Raw genomic sequence first — 19,653 nt, forward strand, 5'->3', positions numbered from 1 at the left:
TAAATTTCTCAAATTTTATTTCTGCGGAAGTAATATAAATTTGATAAAATTCTTCTCATTTAAATAAGTGTTCGACGCACTCTTTAAAGCTTCTGGAGTAATTGCTTTAAGTGATTCTACATAAGTTAAAACTTCTTTAGGATCTTCTTCATTTTGTGATGATCCAACAATGTTGCCTAACCAAAACTGATTTGATTTAAGTTGTGTTTCTGTAGTTCTAGTTTCTTCTGCTACAAATTTTTGGATATCAACTGCAACTGCTCCATTGGTTTTAATTTTGTTGATTTCGTCAATGGTTGATGCAATTAACTTTTCTACATTTTCTGGCGCACAACCAAATGAGATATTAAAAGAATATCTGTTTGTAGGGAACTTGCTGTATGAAGCGCTAGCATTTACACCATAAACGCCACCTTCATCTTCACGTAAGCGCTCTATCAATTTAATATTTAAAACTTCGGCTAAAGCATCTAACTGATTGTTGTTGGTTTGATTATAAGTATAATCTCCACTAAATAATAATCTAACCGTGGCTTTAGGTTCTTGCCCTTTATAAACAGTTTTTGTAATTGCGCCTGCTGGCACTCTAATACCTAAATCAACTGCTTTTTCACTGCGATTTATTGCAGGTAAAGCGCCAAGATATTGTTCAAGTAAAGGTTTAATTTTTTCGTTGTCAAAACTTCCCACAAAAGTGAAAGTAAAATCACTTGCATCAGCAAAACGCTCTTTATAAATTTCAAAAGCACGGTCTAAATTAATTTGATTCAATTTTTCTACCGATGGACCAGTTCTTCTTACGTTATAGTTTCCAATTACTGCAGAAACAGTATCGCTAAAAACACTATTAGGATCACTATCTCTATTGGCTAAATTTCCTTTTTGCTGCGAGATAATTCCTTTAAAAATTTCTGGATCTTTACGAGGTGCTGTAAAATATAGATAAGTTAACTGTAAAGCTGTTTCTAAATCTTTAGGAGTTGTAGAAGCAGAAATACCCTCACTTCTTTCGCTAATCATCGGATTAACAAAAACTCTTTTGCCATTTAGGAATTTAGGTAATTGGATAGAATTAAACTCGCCAACACCACTACGACTTACAATTGCTGCTGCATTAGAAGCCGATTGGAAATCAGCATCGCCGTACAAAGATGTTCCTCCAGGGCTGTAACCATAAAATGAAATTTCATCATTTTTAAAGTCGGTTGGCTTTAAAATAACTTTAACCCCATTTGATAATTTATATTCAGTTACACCAATTTCAGCAATTTTGCTTGTGGCTACCACTTTACCAGCGGTTGGTTTTTTAGCTAAAAGTGGTTTATCAGATACTTGGTCAACATAAGCGGCAATACTTTTATCCATTACCACACTATTAATCCATTCGTTAACTGTAGCCTCTGATGGTAATTTTTCTTTTTCCTTATCAGGAGCCATGATAATCACATCACGATTAATATCTGTAATATATTGTTTGGCTAAGGCATTTACATCGGCAACTGTAATAGTTGGTAAAGCATTTTTATAGAAGTTATATTCATATTCAATACCCGGGCTAACCGTTCCTTTTAAAAATAACTGAACGTATTCTTGTACAAAATTATCTGATGAAGTTTTGTCTTTTTCTTTAAAAGCAGATTCCTGCGACGTTAAAAAAGAAGCTTTCGCTCTTTCAAGTTCTGTTGGTGTAAAGCCAAATCTTTTAACTCTTTCTACCTCAGTAAAAGTAGTTTTTAAGCCTTTTTCAAATTCGCCCGGTTTTGCAACAATCACTGTAGTAGCTGCATCAAGCCCTGCTAAAAAGCTAGAAATATTATTGCCTGCTTGTAAAAATGGCGGGTTCGCTTGCTTGCTTAATTCACTAAAACGAGCACCCATCATTTGGTTATATAAAGAACGGATTACCGAATTTTTTAAATCACTTTTAGTTAATAATGGTTGCTCTTTATGTTTAATTAATATTTGAGCAACAGTAACAGGGAATTCTTTATCAGTAACTGTAACGAATTGATTTTTTCCGGTTAATTCAATATTGTATTTGGTTCTTGCTTTCGGGTTTGCCGGATTTTTTAGATCAGAAAATTTAGCTTTAATCAATTGCTCCATCTGATTTACATCGATGTCTCCAACCACAATTAAAGCCTGTAAATTTGGTCTGTACCAATCTTTGTAAAAATCTTTGATGGTTTGTGGAGTGGCATTTTTCAAAACTTCCTCTGTTCCAATTGGCAACCTGTTAGAGTAGCGAGAATTGTTAAACAACATTGGCAAATACTTGTCTTGCATACGTTGTTGAGCACCTTTGCCCAAACGTTTTTCTTCTAAAACAACTCCTCTTTCTTTATCAATTTCAACTGGATCTAAAGTAACATCTTGAGCCCAATCACGCATAATTTGCAAGCCATTCTTTACAATTTCCGGATCATCACTTGGTATAGGAAGCTGATAAACAGTTTCATCAAAACTAGTATATGCATTTAAATCTGCCCCAAACCTAACTCCAGTTTTTTGCAAATAGTTTACTAATTCATTTTTAGGGAAATTTTTAGTTCCATTAAAAGCCATGTGCTCCATTAAGTGAGCTAAACCACGTTGGTTTTCATTTTCTAAAATAGAACCAGCTTTATTGGCAAGATAAATAGTTACCCTATTTTTTGGCTCAACATTTTTACGAATATAGTACGTGAAACCATTCGGTAATTTGCCAACTTTTACAGCAGGGTCTAACGGAACTGAATTATCTACAGTTTGTGTAGTAGCTGCTTTTTTAGCTGGGGCTTTTGAAGTTTGTTTTTGTTGGGCAAGTGTTGGTTCAAATAATAACCCTAAAATTGCTGCAAATAATAACGAGTGTTTTTTCATAGAATTTTTTATTGTAAAAGCGAATTATACCTTAATAATAATGTTTTTCTTGTACATAACCCAAAGTATTACATAAAAAAATGCAATAAAGGCAATGGCGTAAGCCAAAGATGCGTTGATAGGAGAAAAATAAGGAACAAAGAATGTTTCGTAAAAAGAAGTTAACGCACCAACTTCTGTACCGTCTGTTTGCTTAATTTTAATCATATTAACCAAACGTGGCATTAAGCCCGATACAAAAAACACAGTTATAGCATTTACGCCGTAAACTACAAATGGTTTTGTAAATCGATTATATTTATTGACGTCTATTATCCAATAAGATAGGGCTAAAATAATTGTTGCCAATCCGCCAGTATAAAGCACATAAGAGCTTGTCCATAATGCTTTGTTTATTGGAAACTGTAAATCCCATATTAATCCCGCTAAGGTTGCTAAAACACCAACAGAAAACAACCAAGCTATTTTAATTGATGGCTCAATTTCTTTTCTTTTTAAGTAAACACCAACCAAAACACCAAACAAACCAGTAGCAATTGCTGGTAATGTGCTTAAAATCCCTTCCGGATCCCAAGTTTTAGCAGATTTCCACAAATGCGCTTCTGTTAAAATTGTCCTATCTAACCAAGCACCCAAATTCGTCTCTTTCTCTAGGTTTGGATAACCAACGCCAGGTACAGGTACAAATGTCATCAATGCCCAATAGGTAACCAAGATGAGAATAATGATGCGGAAAATATTTTTTTCAGAAGTTTTTAAAAAAATGATCGAAGAAATGAAGAATACAACACCGATACGTTGCAAAACGCCGGGAATTCTTAAAGTACTCAATGAATCAAATAAATTAAACGTGCTAAAATTGCGAGGAAAAATAGCCAAAAGTAAGCCTAAGCCAAATAAAGTTAATGCTCTTTTTAAAGCCTTAAGAATGGTTTTGTTATGACTGCTGTTATCAAGTTTTTTACTTCCCATGGCATAGGCAATAGAAACACCAACTATGAATAGAAAAAATGGAAACACGAGATCTGTTGGCGTGCATCCATGCCATTCTGCATGTTCAAGGGGAGCATAAATATGGCCCCAACTTCCTGGATTATTAACCAAAATCATTGCCGCTACTGTTAAGCCACGAAAAAAATCTAAAGAAAGTAAACGTTCTGGTTTATGAGTTGTCATTGGTTTATATATGGTTAAGCAAGTTATAATATTGTTTTTAGAAAAAAAATATTGAGTATAGATATCAAGTTTTAGATATTAAAAAGAAAAGCTCCCAATTTGGGAGCTTAATCTTAAAATTTATACCTTACAAAGGCTTCCATAGCTTCGTAATCTGCTAAACCTAAATCATCATAAGATTTTGCAGTTTCTCTATTTCTATCCTCAGCTCTTTGCCAAAACTCTCTGGCGTCATCACCAGGAAACACTGCTCTGTCTTTTTGTGATTGGTGTTTAAAAATTGCGAATTTCTTTCTTTCAACCTCTTGCGGACTAAGTGGTACTGCCATCTCAATTTCATGAGTTTCAAACTCTAACCAAGCGCCCCTATACATCCATAACCAGCAATCTTTTACCCAACTTTCAGTTTTTTCTAAGCGCTTTAATGCTTCTAAAATAATGTTAAAACAAACTATGTGCGTACCATGTGGATCTTCAAAATCGCCAGCAGCAAATACCTGATGTGGCTTTATTTTTTGAAGTAATTCCATCGTTAACAAAACATCAGCCTCTGTTATTGGATTTTTCTGGCTTTTGCCGCTTTCATAAAATGGCAAGGCCATAAAATGGATATGATCATCTTGTAATCCGCAGTAACGAGCACCAGCAATTGCTTCACCTTTTCTAATTAAACCTTTTACAGTTTGAATTTCTGGCGTATCAATTTGGTTTGGTTTTTTATGTTCAATAAATTGACGCATTTGGTTGTAGGTATTGGCCAAATCTGTATTCGGCATGCCCATTTTCTCAGCAAAATCTAAGTTAAACTCAACAAAACGCAAAACATCATCATCCCAAACGGCAGTATTACCAGAGGTTTGGTAGGCAACATGCACATCATGACCTTGATCTACTAAACGAATAAACGTACCACCCATAGATATCACATCATCATCTGGATGCGGAGAGAAAATCACCACACGCTTTTTATCTGGTGTAGCTCTTTCAGGTCTTTGCGTATCATCAGCATTTGGTTTACCACCTGGCCAACCTGTAATAGTATGCTGTAATTTATTAAAAATATGAATGTTAATGTTGTAAACAGGGCCTTTTTCAACAGCAAGTTGAGCCATGCCATTGTTATTAAAGTCATCTTCTGTTAACTTTAAAATTGGCTTATTTAGAGTATTAGCTAGCCAAATAACAGCTTTTCTAATCATGTTGTCTGTCCAAACACAATCCTTAACCAACCAAGGCGTATCAAATCGTGTTAATAATGATGCAGCATCTTCATCTAAAATAAATTCAACATTATCAGATAATTGCAAATAAGTTGCAGGTACATCACTAGATATTTCTCCTTCAACTGTTTTTTTAATGATTGATGCTTTTTTACCATTCCAAGCCATCAAAACAATTTCACGAGCTTTAAAAATGGTGCCAACACCCATGGTTATGGCTTTAGTTGGCACAAAAGATTTTCCACCAAAGTCGCGGGCAGCATCTCTACGTGTTAAATCATCTAAAGTAACTAATCTTGTACCCGAGTTTGGTGCAGAACCTGGTTCGTTAAAACCAATGTGTCCAGTTCTACCAATACCTAAAATTTGCATATCTAAGCCACCAACATCTGTTATTTTACGCTCGTAAGCTAAGCAAAAGGCCTGTATGTCTTCAAGTTTTAAAGTGCCATCAGGTATATGTACATTGTTTTTGTCAATGTCGATATGATCAAATAAATTTTCATTCATAAATGAAACATAGCTCTGCACATCCGTAGGTTGCATAGGGTAGTATTCATCTAAGTTAAAGGTGATTACATTTTTAAAGCTTAAGCCTTCTTCTTTATGCATCCTAACTAATTCTGCATAAACTTTAATAGGAGTTGCACCTGTTGCTAAGCCCAAAACAGCATGTTGGTTTTGCGCTTGTTTCTCTTTAATAATTTTCGCAATGCGATTTGCTACATTAATAGAAGCTTCTTGTGGATTTTTAAAAACAGTAACAGGGAGTTTTTCGAACCTCGTTTCTTCTAATAGATTTAATCTTGCCATTAATCTTTGGTTATTTAGTGAACGGAGCAGTAAATATAGGAGTATTTTTAAAAACGTAGCATAAAATTATTGTTAATAACTACCGGCTCTCTATCTTTATTGAAATTATTTATCATGAATAGAAATATTTCAAAGCTTTATCAAATTGCGCAGAAAACCGAACGTAAAATAATTGGTTTAATGTCTGGTACATCAATGGATGGTTTAGATATCGCATTATGTGCATGTAAAAATAGCGGTCCTGAAACTGAAATAAGGCTTCTTAATTTTATTACGATGCCGTTCGAAGATGATTTTAGAGCAGATGTAAAAAGTATATTTTCGAGAAAAGATGCTGATTTGGAAAAAGTGTGCCTGTTAAATGAATTGATTGGGATAAAACATGCAGAACTTATTTTACAAGCTTTAAAACTTTGGAATATTAGTGCAAACGAGATAGATATAATTGCAAGCCATGGCCAAACGATTTTTCATGCGCCAAAATCTTTGCATGGTAAAAGTGATTATCCGAATGCCACACTGCAAATAGGAGACGGAGATCATATAGCCATTAACACTGGCATTATTACACTTTCAGATTTTAGACAAAAACATTTAGCTGTAGGAGGCGAAGGGGCACCTTTGGCAGTTTATGGAGATTATTTAATTTTTAGCAAAGCTGATGAAGACCGGATCATGTTAAACATCGGCGGTATTGCTAATTTCACCTATCTGCCTGGAGATAAGGATGCCGCAAAAGTTTTTTCTACAGATGTTGGGCCGGGCAATACTTTATTAGATCAATTTATACAAAGTAAATACCCTGGAGAATATTATGATAAGGATGGGGCAAAAGCAATGTCTGGAACTTTAAATCAAGATCTGTTGGCAGCATTATTAGATAATGAATTTTTCAAAATCGATTTCCCTAAAACTACAGGGCCAGAATTATTCAATCTTAAATACCTAAATGCTGCCCAAGAAAAAAGTAACACCATAAACTTATCAAATGAGGATGTTTTAGCCACATTATGTCATTTCTCAGCTAGAGGTATTATTGATGCTATTGCAAAAACTGTTAAATTATCAGCCATGCCTAAAATCTTTATGAGTGGAGGTGGCATGCATAATCCATTATTAGTAGATATTCTTAAAAAGGCATTGCCAGAGGCATTATTTAGCACAACTCAAGAATTAGAAATTGATCCAGATGCAAAGGAGGCAGTTCTTTTTGCTGTTTTAGCGAACGAATCGTTGGCGGGAAATCCAATTGATTTTGGAAAACGAGAAGGTGTACCTTCAGTTTGTATGGGTAAGGTTAGCTTGCCGCAATAAAATGTTAATTTGTTTACAATTTTATGGAAAATTAAATATTAGCTTTGACGATATTTATTAGCGTTTTCTGAATGTGAAATGCCAGTAAATAAAATTATCAGCATAATGCTGTGTGTTTAACCAAATTAAATTTTTAACGTATGAAGAGATTTTACACTTCTCGGTGTTCAAAAATGTTAGCGCATTTTTTTACACCAATTCTTTTGCTTTTTGTATTTTCATCAGCAAATGCACAAACCAATCGCTATACTTTAAGCGGTAAGGTTACCGAAGATGTTACCAAGGCACCAATACCCGGTGCAGGTGTAAAGGTACAAGGCACTAATTTTGCAGTTGGAGCAAATAACGACGGCTCTTATTCTCTTTCCGTAAATCTTGCTCCCGGTACTTATCAGCTTTCGGTAACGTACATAGGCTTTAAAACGGTAGCTAAGCAAATTACACTAGGTGCTAATAACAATGTAGTAACCGATTTTGTATTAGCTCAAGATGCAATGGGTTTAGATGAGGTTATTGTAACAGGTACTTCGGCTGGAACCACGAGAAAACAATTGGGTAATTATATTACATCTGTTAAAGGTGATGATTTAAATAAAGCGCCTAGCGGAAACGTTTTGTCATCTTTACAAGGTAAGGTTGCAGGAGCACAAATTAGCCAAAACTCTGGCGATCCGGCAGGTGGTATGTCTGTAAAGTTACGTGGTATTAGTTCGGCAAACTCATCTACAGAGCCATTGTATATTATTGATGGTGTTATTGTTAATAATACAACTACTAGGGTAACTAATACAACAGGCAATTATGATGGTGCTAACTTTGTTGGTAGCATTGGTCAAAATAGAATGGTAGATATCAATCCAGCAGACATTGAAAGAGTTGAGGTGCTTAATGGTGCATCTGCAGCTGCTATTTATGGCTCTAGAGCAAATGCGGGTGTTATCCAGATTTTCACTAAAAAAGGTGTTGCAGGAAAAGTGCAAGTTAGTTTTAACAGTAATTTTGTGGTCAGCCAGTTACGTAAAAAAATAGAAGTAAATCAATCTCCAGTTAAGTTTGGGGGTAGCGTAGATGCTGTTACTCAAGACGTTTTAACTCCAACATTAACAACAACCTCTCCAGTAACCCGTTATGATTATCAAGATTATATCTTTAGAACTGGTTACGGAACAGATAATAACTTGTCTATTTCTGGCGGTAGCGAAAACACGAAAGTTTATTCTTCTTTTGGGTATTTCAGTAATCAAGGGATTATAAAAAATACTGATTTTAAAAAGTATAACTTTAGGACAAACCTAGATCAAAAAATAAATGATTGGGCAAGTTTATCGGCAGGCTTAAACTATATTAAAAGTGCAGCAAATGAGAAACCGGATGGAAACTCATTTTTCTCTCCAATGAACTCGGTTACGATTTTAGGTAATTTCCACGATGTTTTTAGAAGAGATGCTAGTGGTAACCTTATGGCAGTTGGCGAGAGAGGCAGGGTAAATCCAGTTTCTGTAATAGAAGATATTAAACAAAGGCAAGAGGTAGACCGTATTATAGCTAACTCTACTTTAAAATTAACTCCCATTAAAAATTTAACTGTTGATGTTACTTTAGGTGTAGATAACTCAGCTCAAAATGGTACAACTTACATTCCTCCTTATACTTACAATGTAAACCCAGATTTTTTTGGTGGTGGAACAAGCATAAATGCTACGCAAAATGGTTATGCAAGTACGGCAAGCAACAAAGCATTCTTGTTTAACAATGAAATTAATGCAACTTATCAGGCTAAAATAACTGATTTATTAACTTCGGTAACTCAAGTTGGATATTCATATCAATATGAAAAAAGCCAATATGCTTTATTGCAAGGAAGAGGTTTGGCGCCAAAAATTAGAACAGTAAATGGTGCCTCTACTCAGCTACCAAGTGTAGATGGTAGAACAGAACTTTCAATAAGCGGTGCTTATATTCAACAGAACTTTAAATACAAAGACCATTTATTTGTAACTGGTGCTTTACGTATGGATGAATCATCTGTATTTGGAGAGGATAATAGAAATCAGGTTTATGTAAAAGGTAGTATTAGTTACGTGCTTTCTTCGGCAGAGTACTGGAAAAAAACAAATCTTTCAGATTGGTGGGATACATTTAAGTTAAGAGCAGCTTACGGGCAATCGGGTAACTTAACTGGTATTGGTGCTTATGATCGTATAAATGCCTACAATGGGCAGGCATTTTTAGGTTACACTTCTTTATTTAGTAGTTTTCAGCTAGCAAATGAGAATGTAAAACCTGAGCGTCAAGATGAGTTAGAAGTCGGTATAGATTTGGGCTTCTTGAAAAACAGATTAACTTTAAGCGCTAACTACTACAATAAGAAAGTTAAAGATCTTTTATTAGCCCAAGTTATTGCTCCAAGTCAAGGTTACACTAGTTTCTTAAATAACATTGGTTCACTAAAAAATACTGGTTTTGAATTGGTTTTAGGTGGTACCCCGGTCAAAACAGATAACTTCAGCTGGAATGCAACTGCCATTTTTAACAGAAACAGAAATGAGGCATTTGATATTGGCGCTTTAAGATTATTAAGTACCAACCCAGGTGCACCAGTTGCGATTATTGATGGTGAGCCATTAGGGGTATTTTACGGAACTTATTTCGCTAGAAACGCTGATGGTAGTTTAGTTACCAATGCTGCAGGTATACCTCAACAAGCTAGAGATGGAGCTGGTAATCCTCTAAGAAAAGTTTTAGGTGATCCAAATCCAGATTACAATTGGTCTTTAGTTAACGATTTTAACTATAAAAAATTCAGCCTACGCGTTCAACTTGATGGTGTGCAAGGCGGTGATGTTTGGAATGCAGATTGGAGAACCAGGCAAGGTGTAGGTAATGGTAAAGTAGCAGAAGCAGAACAATTGGGACAATTACCTAGAGGTTATGTAGCTGGTGTTTACGCTATAGAGGAGTGGAGAATAGATAATGGTTCTTTTGTTAAACTAAGAGAGGTTTCATTAAGCTACAATGTTGGTAAAATAAAATCAATTAGTGACTTAACCTTGGTTTTAAGTGGTAGAAATTTAATTTCATGGGATAACTACAAAGGTTATGATCCAGAGTTAAACTCAGCCGGTCAATCAACTATCCTTAGAAATATAGATTTTGGTTCGGTGCCAATTCCAAGAACATTCAGTTTAGGCTTACAGGTTAAATTTTAACAGTTTAATACAAAAGTGATGAAAAATTTAAAAACAAAATCAATATATATAGCTTGTGGCCTTTTAACGGTTGCAAGTAGCATTACATCTTGTAAAAAAGATTTCGAAGACCCATCGAGAGCAAGTGTAGAGGTGGCATTAGGTTCAACACAGGCGTTATCAGCAGTTGCAGTTGGTATTCAACGTACTTATACTTTAAACAGAACAGGCGTTTTATTTAATTCTGTTGCAGCTGCCGGCTTCGCAGGTAACGAACTTAAATTGCTAAACTCAGGAAACATACCCGAGTTACAATTAAGTACAGGTGGTACTGCTGTTGATGGTACAAATACCATTTTGTTCAACATGTGGGCATCTTCATTAAAAGTAATTGATGAAAGCAATAAAGTAATTGCCGGAGCGGATGCTCTAGGAGATAAGAATTACGCTGCTGGTTTAATTGGTTATGTAACTATTTATAAAGCATTATCCTTAGGAACAATTTCTTCATTTTGGCAAAAAGTTCCAGTAACTATTGGTACAAATGTTCCATTTGTTGATAGGATAGATGGTTACAAAGCTGCAATAGCTGCAATTGATAATGCATTGGCTAAAATTACTGCCAATCCAATTTCAAGCCAATTTAATGCTACCGTACCAAACTTAAATATTGTAAATACTTTAAGAGCATTAAAGGCTAGGTATGCTTTGTTTAGCGGTCAGTATGCTTTGGCTTTAACCGAAGCTAATGCTGTAACTTTAACCCCAGGTTCTTCGTTTGCGTTTGATAATGCTAACATCAACATCTTAAACTCTATCATCGCATCAAATAACGTTTTTCAACCGATTGATGCAAATTTAGGTTTAGCAGGAGCATTTGCTCCAGATGCTGCAGATAAACGCCTACCTTTTTATACATTTTTGGCAGGTAGCCCAGCAACTATTCGTATGGGTGGTTTTGCGTTAACAACAACAACAGCGGTGCCTATCTTTTTACCGGGTGAGATGATTTTAATTAAAGCCGAGGCTTATGCACGCCAAACCACACCAGATTTAACAAATGCATTAATTGAGTTAAATAAAGTGGTAACAAAAACTACTGATGTTTTTGGTGTTGCTGCAGCTTTGCCACCATTGGCTGGGCCTTTTACGCAAGCACAAATTTTAGATTTAATTTACAAACACAGAAGCATTGAATTATATGCATCTGGTTTGAAATTAGAAGATATGCGTAGACTGGGTAGACCAGATTCTGAAATGAAACGCAGATTTATGCCTTATCCATTTCAAGAGCGAGATAACAATCCAAATACGCCAGCAAATCCGGCATTTTAGTAAAAAGGGGAGAACGAAAGTTCTTCCCTTTTTTATTTGAAGTGCAATGCTATTAACTAGATTTTTTAACTGTGTCGGTTATACTCCTGCCTGAGAAGGAGGTTTCGCTGCACTGCTACGCTAGAAGCTGCATGTTATCGCTAAATGTAATTAAGTTAAGCGTTAGTGGGGAGAATATCAATGATATTTTCTCCTGTTAGCATTCTCGTTAGTATTTTAACAATTATAACTCAAGTATAGCTCAGTACCGTTTTAAACAGTGATAATATTAACTTTGTGCTATTTACAACTAGAACAAGCCGATGTTAATTAAACCCGGTGGCAGCGACATACTTTTTGTTTTGCCATAATTCTTCGCTGCGTTATTGTGCTGCCATTTAATTATTTAGTTGCTTAAAAAACTACCGAAACAAAAAGATATAGCGAACAACGGGGCTGCTGTAAGCCAAGTGCTATTGAAAGTGATTTTCCATATAAAACAGAATAACTTAAGCGCTACAGAAGCTTTAATCCATCTACATGATATTGTGCAAGTTTTTCATCAGCAGGATTAAGTTCTGTTATCAAATAATTGATGTTTTGTAATGGAGTTACTTTTAACCTTAACGAAATATTTAATTTTTCTGAAATACATAATATTGCTGATTTTCTTGATGAACTCATCATTCTTTTTTTCAGTTGATTAATTTCCCAATCTGTATCTGTTAAGCCATCTTTAGGGTGTAAAGCACTTGTGCCTAGTAAACATAAATCGGCATTAATTTCTGAAAGCTGAGTAATTACGTGCCCGCCATAGGTAATTTGTGAATTTTTAGAAAACAATCCGCCGATTAAAATTACCTCAACTTTTGGATATTTTGCAAGCTCAACTGCTACCAATGGACTAATTGTAAAAAAGGTAGCTTGCAGGTTTTCTGGTAATTGCTTTACAAATTCTATAATGGTTGTACCTCCACCAATTAATATCACCATTCCATCTTTAATAAGTTGACTTGTTTTTTTGGCAATAATAATTTTAGCGTCTTTGGCATATACCGTACTATCATCAAAAGTTGAATGGTAAGATTTTGATAATGCACCTCCATGAACTTTATATAATAGCTTATCATCAGATAATTCTTGCAAATCTCTACGAATAGTGTCTTCAGAAACATCCAAAAGTTGTACTAAATCTGATGTTAACACCCTATTGTGTAGATTAATTTGCCTCATAATGGCGTCGTGTCTTTCTTTTTTGAGCATAATTTATAGCTTAACGGAGTACTAATATATTAAAATTAAAATATAATGCGGGTTTTCTCAGGTTTCTGCAATTATATTCGTTTTAATTTTAACGTAATAGTAAATAATTTCTTTTTTTAGTGAAAAACATTTATGATATTTACTTGACAATTAATTATATGCGTATTAGTGCGTGTTTTAAATTATTGTCGCAAACAAACAAAACTTAAATTATTAACCAAACTCATGTTTATGAAAAAAAATCTACTCATGTTGTTCTTGGGATTGTTTCTTTTTGCCATACAGACTATGGCTCAGCAGGTAACAATTACAGGTAGAATTACTTCTTCCGAAGATTCTCAACCTATTCCAGGGGCTACCGTAAAAATTAAAGGCACAACTACTGCTGTGCAAACTAGCCCAACGGGTCAGTATTTAATTAAGGCTAATTCAGGCCAAATTTTACAATTTCTTTATTTGGGTCGTGTTACGGAAGAACGTACAATTGGAACTGCAACCACTCTTAATGTTACATTAAAGGAAGATGCTAGTTCTTTAAGTGAGGTTACCATTACAACCGCATACAATGTAGAGAGAGACAAAAAAAGTATTGGTTATTCATTAACCAAAGTTGATGGGGATGAAGTTTCGCAAACAGGGCGAGAGAATTTTGTTAACGGTTTAGCTGGTCGTGTACCAGGTTTATCAATTAACCCTACAAGTGGAGATCCAGGTGCTTCTTCTCAGATTGTTTTAAGAGGTATCAATTCGTTAAGTGGCGATAACCAGCCATTAATGGTAGTAGATGGTGTGCCGATTGACAACTCGGTTGTTAATCAGATGAGTACTACTATTCAGGGAAATAACAGAAATCAAGATTACACAAACAGAGCCTCTGACATTAACCCGGCAGATATTGAAAGTTATGTAATTTTAAAAGGTCCAGAAGCAACCGCTTTATATGGTAACTTAGGTGCTGGTGGTGCAATTATCATTACTACTAAAAAAGCAAAAGCTGGTAAAGCATCTGTTTCTTATAATGGTTCGTTAAGAATTGAAACTGTAAATAATTCGCCAGAAGTACAACAGGTTTATAGCCAAGGTGATGCAAACGGAGTGTTTTTAGGAGGTTCTACAAGTTATTTTGGTCCAAAATATTTTGCTGACACCAAAATTTATGATAATGTTGGCAGTTTCTTCAGAACTGGTACTTCTCAAAAAAACAATTTAGTATTTGAAGGCGGTAAAGAATCATTTACTTATCGTTGGTCGACAGAATTTACTGATAACAGAGGTACAATTCCAACAACACAGTACAAAAGGTTTGTTACCGCGTTAGCCGGACAGGCAGCTCTATCGCCAGCAATTAAATTAACAACTCGTTTTAGCTATACCAATGCTTACAATAGAAAAGCAAATAGAGGTTTGGCTGGATATTTAATGAATTTATTGCTTTTCCCAGCTCGTTATGATATCAACAATTGGATTGATGCAAATGGTAATCGTGTTTTAACTACAGGAACAATTTATACCGAGTTTGATAATCCGTTATGGGAGCTAAACAAGAATTTATCTGATGATAGAACCAATAGCGTTTTATTAAATAACAATATAACTTTTACACCAAACAAGTGGTTAACAATGACTGCCATTGTAGGTGCAAACGTTATCAATACAGATGGTAATCTTGTATATCACACACAATCTTATTCGGGTTCTGGTAGTGCTGCTACTCCAAGAGGAGGTGTAATTAATACCTATACCAATATGGTAAGACAATTTGAAGGGTCATTTACGGCTACTGCAAAACACAAGTTTGGTAATGGTAACTTTAATAACACCTACATTTTAGGTTTAAACGGTACTGATTATAATAACACAACCAATTCGGCACGTGGTCAGAATATGTTTGATCCTAATTTTTATAGCATCAACAATACTTTGCCTACTACACAATCTGCTTTTTTAGCAATTTATAGACGTAGAAATGCTGGTGCTTTTTTACAAGCAATTATGGGCTATAAATCTTTGGTGTATCTAACTTTATCAGCTAGGGGCGATGCGGCTTCTCGTATGATGCCTAATAACCCTTATTTTGCCTACCCATCTGCAAGTTTGGCGTTTAACTTTACAGAGCTAGCTGCAGTTAAGAAATATGATTGGTTAAGCTCGGGTAAGTTAAGAGCATCATATGGTGAAACAGGTAAAGAGCCAAGTAAATATTATGCACTTGGTACAAGATTGAATACTGTTACTACTAGTGGTGGCGGATTTAAATACGACTTAGCCAATGGTGGTAATCCTGAATTGGTTCCGGAAAAAACAATCGATTATGAATTAGGAACTGAATTATCATTCTTAAAAAATAGAATTGGAGTTGATTTTACTTATTATCACAGAGAAAGTCTTGGACAAATCATTTCACCTCGTACCAGTTATGGTAGTGGTTCTGTAATTAGAATTATGAACGGTGGAAGTGTGGTAAATTATGGTTACGAAGTACAATTAAAAGGTTCTCCAATTAGAAATAATAATTTAAGTTGGGATGTAACTTTTAACTTTACTAGTAACAGAGGTATCGTAAACAGTGTTGCCGAAGACCTTCCAGAATATTACAATTCTGATACTTGGATTGCAAATGGCGCTAGAGCAGGTACAGGACCAGGCAGAAGTACTTATGCATTGGTAGGTTGGGTAAATGCAAAAAACAACAATGGCGATTTATTAATTAGTCCATCTACAGGGCTTCCAATTTTAAAAAGCAATGCTGATTTTGTATATCTAGGTGATAGAGCTCCTAAATTTACCCTTGGTTACGTGAATAATGTAAGGTACAAAAACTTTAATCTTTCATTTTTACTTGACTTAAGAGTTGGTGGTGATGTTTACAACCAAACAGAATATGAGTTGTATAGAAGAGGTTTAAGTGTTAAAACGTTAGATCGTGATCAGCCAAGAATTTTAAAAGGTGTATTGCAGGATGGTTTAGAGAATACAGCTAACCCTACAATCAATAACATCATGATTACTCCTGGGCTAAATAGTAACTACTACAATAACGTTTTAGGTGGTATTGCGCCAGAGCAGTTCTTAGAAAGAGATATTAATACGCTTAGATTAAGAGATGTAACAATTGCTTATGATTTGCCAGCTACTTGGGCAGCAAAAACCAAGTTTTTATCTAGTGCTGGTTTATTTGTAACCTTTACAGATTTATTCTTAATCACTAACTATTCTGGTGTAGATCCTGATGTTAATGGTAACACACCAGCAACAGGTGGGGTAGGTGGTTATGGTATCGATTACGGTAGCATGGGCCGTCCGCTTGGCGTAAACATTGGATTGAGAATTAAATTATAATTTAAGCTTAAAGTTTTAAAAAATGAAACATATTAAAATAACATGCATACTTGCACTTCTGTTTCTTTCAACAGGCTGCAAAAAAATGCTTGACATAAATACAGATCCAGCCGGTCCGCAAACTACTAGGCCTGAATTTTATTTGTCGTCAATCATCGCAAAAATGGGAGAAGCGTCATCTTTAGATAATGCAAACGTACAGTTTAAACTAACCCAAAATATGGGTTCTCAAGTTGCTAATGCTACTTTTGAGCGTCACGGATTTACGGCAAGTGATTCTGATGGAGGAGTATTATGGAGACATGTGTATATAGATGCAGGTGTAAACTTAGAAGACATGGTAAAGGGTGCCAAAGGATTGGGTAACAATACGCTAGCTGGTGTAGGTTTGGCTATTAAAGCTTGGGGTTTTCAACATTTAACTGATCAACATGGTCCAATTATCTTAGACCAAGCTTTTCAAGATCGTTTATATTTCAATTACCAAGATCAACCAGATGCTTATGTTAAAGTAAGAGAATGGTGTCAAGAAGCTTTGGTATTGTTAAACACACCTGATGCAGCTGATTTTAGCTCTGTTCTCACAAGAGTAGACTATATCTATGGTCAAACAAATTTTGGAAACTTAGCAACCTACAGACAGAAATGGAGAAAATTTGTTTATGCAATTCTGGCATTTCAATATAGCCGATTAATCAATAAACCAGATTTTAATTCTAAGTATGCAGATAGTGTAGTTAAATACGCTGATTTATCTTTTGGGTCTACAACATTTAACTCAAGTGAAGATGCTACAATTGGCTACGATGGTACCTTAGCCTCTAACTCTAATCCAAATAGTGTAACAAATGGTTTATTTGGGGGTGTTGCAAATAGCAGAATCGGACAGCCAATCGTTAATTATTTAACTGGTGGTGTTAGAGGAACGCCAGCGGTAAATCCTACTTCTTCTTTAGATCCACGTCTATCAAGAATGATCAACCCAATGGTAACACCAACTGCTCCGCTTACTAATAATGTATACAGAGGTGTTATAGCTACCAGAGGTGATGTACCAACTGTAAAAACAATCCCATCGATTTTAGGATCAGTTGCAGCACCATTTCCGGGTAAATATCTTTATTCAAATACAGGTGTAGGTAGATATCCACTTATGACTTATATGCAGTTGCAGTTTGCAAAAGCTGAAGCTTTATTTTTAAAAGGTGATAAAAGCGGTGCTTGGACTGCTTATGATAGAGGGATAAGAGGTCATATGGATTTTATAAATACTTATGGCAGAAATGGCTCTCCTACTGCTCCTGTAATTAGTGGTACAGAAATTACTGCCTATATGACTTCTAGTGAAGTTGCTCAAAATGGAGCTAGCTTAACTATGGCTGATATTATGGGGCAAAAATATATTGCGCAATGGGGTTGGGCTGGATACGAACAGTTTGCTGACATGAGAAAACATCACTGGAACCCATTAATATTTAGACAATGGAAGCCGTTAGAAACATCAGAGGCAAATAGAACTGTTAACGGTGCGCCAAGCTATGTGTACAGAATACGTCCTAGATTTAATTCAGAATATGTTTGGAATATAGCAGAGCTTAACGTTTGGGGCGCAAATAAACCTGAATATGTTTATCAAGAAACTTGGTTCTCTTTACCAACTAACTAAAAAATTATAAAGATGAAAAAGATTTTTTCAATTATATCACTACTATCTCTTTTAACAGTTGCCTTTATAGGCTGTAAAAAAACTGGGGGAGAAAATGTATTCTCAGAATACGATATCGTAGATGGCAATACAAAGGCATTAATTAAAATTAATTATGCTGTAGCATTTTATAATAACCCATTTGTTCAGGTTAAAATTAATGATGTTAGGGTGAGCGGACTTATTCAAAACAGAACTCCTTTTCCTGGCGGTGGTTTCAATACTTTGGGAAGTAATACTGGAGATTATTTGCCAGTTGACCCAGGTGCAAACACAAAAGTATCTATTACTATTCCTAAAAGAGGAACAAATATCGATTCAATAGATGTTTACACAACAACAATTGCAACTGCAGCTGGCAAGAGATATTCTCTACACGTAACTGATTCGCTTTCTAGAAGAAGTTTATTGGTAGATGAAGATGCCTCTGTTCCAGATTCTGGTTTTGTGAGAATGAGGTTTGTGAATTTGATGCCAACAACCCCTGCGGTAGATTTATGGGTTGGTACACAAAAAGTAGCGTCAAATATTACCTACATGTCTATCAGTGATAAATTCTTAATCCCAACTTCACAGGTGTTGGTTAATACAAACTGGTACATTAGAGTTGCTGGTACAGTTCCGGCTACTGTTGGTGCTAGTGCATTGGCTACCTATTCATCAGCAAGTACTTTTAATAACCAAAGGGTATATACCGCTTACGCAATTGGTTATCCAACCTACCCTTCTACAGGTACTGACATTCGAAAACCTTATATAGCTTTTTATTACGTTAGATAATATACCTTTGCAAAATAAAAGAGGCAGCTTTCCATTAGGAAGCTGCCTCTTTTGTTTTTAGATAAATCTGATTTTAATTAATAACAACTGGCATATATTGTAAAGCTTTGGTTGTTCTCATCAAGTACAAAATCATTATATCCTGTTGATGTGCTCACATTTTCAATCAAAGGATATCCACAAGAATTTGTACCGGCAGAAACTAAAACATAGTTGCCGTAAGGTACTTGAATTTGATCTTGCGTGTCAACTGCATTTAAGTAATAGTAAGTACTTGTACTGGTGTTTTGGATAACAGCAGAACCTCCCATTGTTTGCATGTAGCTTACTTCTAATGTAACGTACCCTACATCTTCTTTCTGTTTTAAGGATGTTAAAGTGAAGAATAACATAACTACGGTAATTTTGGTGATTAAATTTTTCATAATGGTTTAATTATTAGGTGATTAATTAATTCAATTTAACGAATAAAGCACAAAACCATCCTTAAAAAGATATTCATTTTAAGAATAAGTGCTTGTGTTTTCTTTAAAGCGGTTTTTTCTTATGCAATCGAAATCTAGTTTAAGATGATGCGTTGCTTTTTCCATTTTTTTGAATTTATTAGTCGATGTACCAATGCTGCTATAAAATTTTAGGTTGCGTCTTTTTGCGTCTTTTTGCGTTATTTTTTTGTTAC

General features: G+C 35.1%; 11 protein-coding genes. 6 read left to right on the forward strand and 5 right to left on the reverse strand.

The features are described from left to right. Positions 1 to 15: 15 nt before the first annotated feature. From AC07XU_RS06190 to nagB, 3 genes are all read right to left on the reverse strand, one after another. A complete protein-coding gene (locus AC07XU_RS06190; RefSeq protein WP_494942747.1) occupies positions 16 to 2,862 on the reverse strand; it encodes a M16 family metallopeptidase in 2,847 nt (948 codons plus the stop codon). Between the two features lie 24 nt (positions 2,863 to 2,886). Continuing rightward, positions 2,887 to 4,038 (reverse strand): acyltransferase family protein, encoded by a 1,152-nt coding sequence (locus AC07XU_RS06195; protein ID WP_494942748.1) that lies wholly within the window; start codon positions 4,036 to 4,038, stop codon positions 2,887 to 2,889. 113 nt (positions 4,039 to 4,151) lie between these two features. Beyond that, a complete protein-coding gene (gene nagB, locus AC07XU_RS06200) occupies positions 4,152 to 6,071 on the reverse strand; it encodes a glucosamine-6-phosphate deaminase (protein ID WP_494942749.1) in 1,920 nt (639 codons plus the stop codon). Between the two features lie 114 nt (positions 6,072 to 6,185). On the opposite strand from nagB, the gene AC07XU_RS06205 reads away from it, so the two are divergent. The 3 genes from AC07XU_RS06205 to AC07XU_RS06215 all read left to right on the forward strand — a co-directional run bounded on the left by AC07XU_RS06205 (position 6,186) and on the right by AC07XU_RS06215 (position 11,908). Continuing rightward, positions 6,186 to 7,385 carry an anhydro-N-acetylmuramic acid kinase gene (locus AC07XU_RS06205; protein ID WP_494942750.1) on the forward strand — a complete coding sequence of 400 codons (1,200 nt, stop codon included), beginning with the start codon at positions 6,186 to 6,188 and terminating at the stop codon, positions 7,383 to 7,385. A 140-nt stretch (positions 7,386 to 7,525) separates the two neighbouring features. Next, on the forward strand, positions 7,526 to 10,594 hold the full coding sequence (locus AC07XU_RS06210) for a SusC/RagA family TonB-linked outer membrane protein (protein ID WP_494942751.1): 3,069 nt from the start codon (positions 7,526 to 7,528) through the stop codon (positions 10,592 to 10,594). A gap of 18 nt (positions 10,595 to 10,612) precedes the next feature. After that, positions 10,613 to 11,908: a RagB/SusD family nutrient uptake outer membrane protein gene (locus tag AC07XU_RS06215; protein ID WP_494942752.1), complete on the forward strand. Its 1,296-nt coding sequence runs from the start codon at positions 10,613 to 10,615 to the stop codon at positions 11,906 to 11,908. A 495-nt stretch (positions 11,909 to 12,403) separates the two neighbouring features. Here AC07XU_RS06215 and AC07XU_RS06220 read toward each other — a convergent pair whose 3' ends face one another. Next, positions 12,404 to 13,150, reverse strand: coding sequence for a DeoR/GlpR family DNA-binding transcription regulator (locus AC07XU_RS06220; protein ID WP_494942753.1), 747 nt, complete (start codon positions 13,148 to 13,150; stop codon positions 12,404 to 12,406). Between the two features lie 231 nt (positions 13,151 to 13,381). Here AC07XU_RS06220 and AC07XU_RS06225 point away from each other — a divergent pair, with 231 nt between their 5' ends. The 3 genes from AC07XU_RS06225 (at position 13,382) to AC07XU_RS06235 (ending at position 18,974) form a co-directional block, all read left to right on the forward strand. After that, a complete protein-coding gene (locus AC07XU_RS06225) occupies positions 13,382 to 16,489 on the forward strand; it encodes a SusC/RagA family TonB-linked outer membrane protein (protein WP_494942754.1) in 3,108 nt (1,035 codons plus the stop codon). Between the two features lie 85 nt (positions 16,490 to 16,574). Then, positions 16,575 to 18,155: a SusD/RagB family nutrient-binding outer membrane lipoprotein gene (locus AC07XU_RS06230; protein ID WP_494942755.1), complete on the forward strand. Its 1,581-nt coding sequence runs from the start codon at positions 16,575 to 16,577 to the stop codon at positions 18,153 to 18,155. Positions 18,156 to 18,167: 12 nt separating this feature from the next. Further along, positions 18,168 to 18,974 (forward strand): DUF4397 domain-containing protein, encoded by an 807-nt coding sequence (locus AC07XU_RS06235; protein WP_494942756.1) that lies wholly within the window; start codon positions 18,168 to 18,170, stop codon positions 18,972 to 18,974. A gap of 77 nt (positions 18,975 to 19,051) precedes the next feature. On the opposite strand, the gene AC07XU_RS06240 is transcribed toward AC07XU_RS06235, so the two are convergent. Beyond that, on the reverse strand, positions 19,052 to 19,399 hold the full coding sequence (locus tag AC07XU_RS06240; RefSeq protein ID WP_494942757.1) for a hypothetical protein: 348 nt from the start codon (positions 19,397 to 19,399) through the stop codon (positions 19,052 to 19,054). Between the last annotated feature and the right edge of the window lie 254 nt (positions 19,400 to 19,653).

The organism is Pedobacter sp. GW456-11-11-14-TSB4 (genome assembly GCF_059424425.1).

What these genes read in the sequence shown, in the direction of transcription:
- AC07XU_RS06190 (WP_494942747.1), bottom strand. Translation starts at nt 2,862, where the DNA reads ATGAAAAAACACTCGTTATTATTTGCAGCAATTTTAGGGTTATTATTT.
- AC07XU_RS06225 (WP_494942754.1), top strand. Translation starts at nt 13,382, where the DNA reads ATGAAAAAAAATCTACTCATGTTGTTCTTGGGATTGTTTCTTTTTGCC.
- AC07XU_RS06235 (WP_494942756.1), top strand. Translation starts at nt 18,168, where the DNA reads ATGAAAAAGATTTTTTCAATTATATCACTACTATCTCTTTTAACAGTT.
- AC07XU_RS06220 (WP_494942753.1), bottom strand. Translation starts at nt 13,150, where the DNA reads ATGCTCAAAAAAGAAAGACACGACGCCATTATGAGGCAAATTAATCTA.
- AC07XU_RS06195 (WP_494942748.1), bottom strand. Translation starts at nt 4,038, where the DNA reads ATGACAACTCATAAACCAGAACGTTTACTTTCTTTAGATTTTTTTCGT.
- nagB (WP_494942749.1), bottom strand. Translation starts at nt 6,071, where the DNA reads ATGGCAAGATTAAATCTATTAGAAGAAACGAGGTTCGAAAAACTCCCT.
- AC07XU_RS06205 (WP_494942750.1), top strand. Translation starts at nt 6,186, where the DNA reads ATGAATAGAAATATTTCAAAGCTTTATCAAATTGCGCAGAAAACCGAA.
- AC07XU_RS06210 (WP_494942751.1), top strand. Translation starts at nt 7,526, where the DNA reads ATGAAGAGATTTTACACTTCTCGGTGTTCAAAAATGTTAGCGCATTTT.
- AC07XU_RS06240 (WP_494942757.1), bottom strand. Translation starts at nt 19,399, where the DNA reads ATGAAAAATTTAATCACCAAAATTACCGTAGTTATGTTATTCTTCACT.
- AC07XU_RS06215 (WP_494942752.1), top strand. Translation starts at nt 10,613, where the DNA reads ATGAAAAATTTAAAAACAAAATCAATATATATAGCTTGTGGCCTTTTA.
- AC07XU_RS06230 (WP_494942755.1), top strand. Translation starts at nt 16,575, where the DNA reads ATGCTTGACATAAATACAGATCCAGCCGGTCCGCAAACTACTAGGCCT.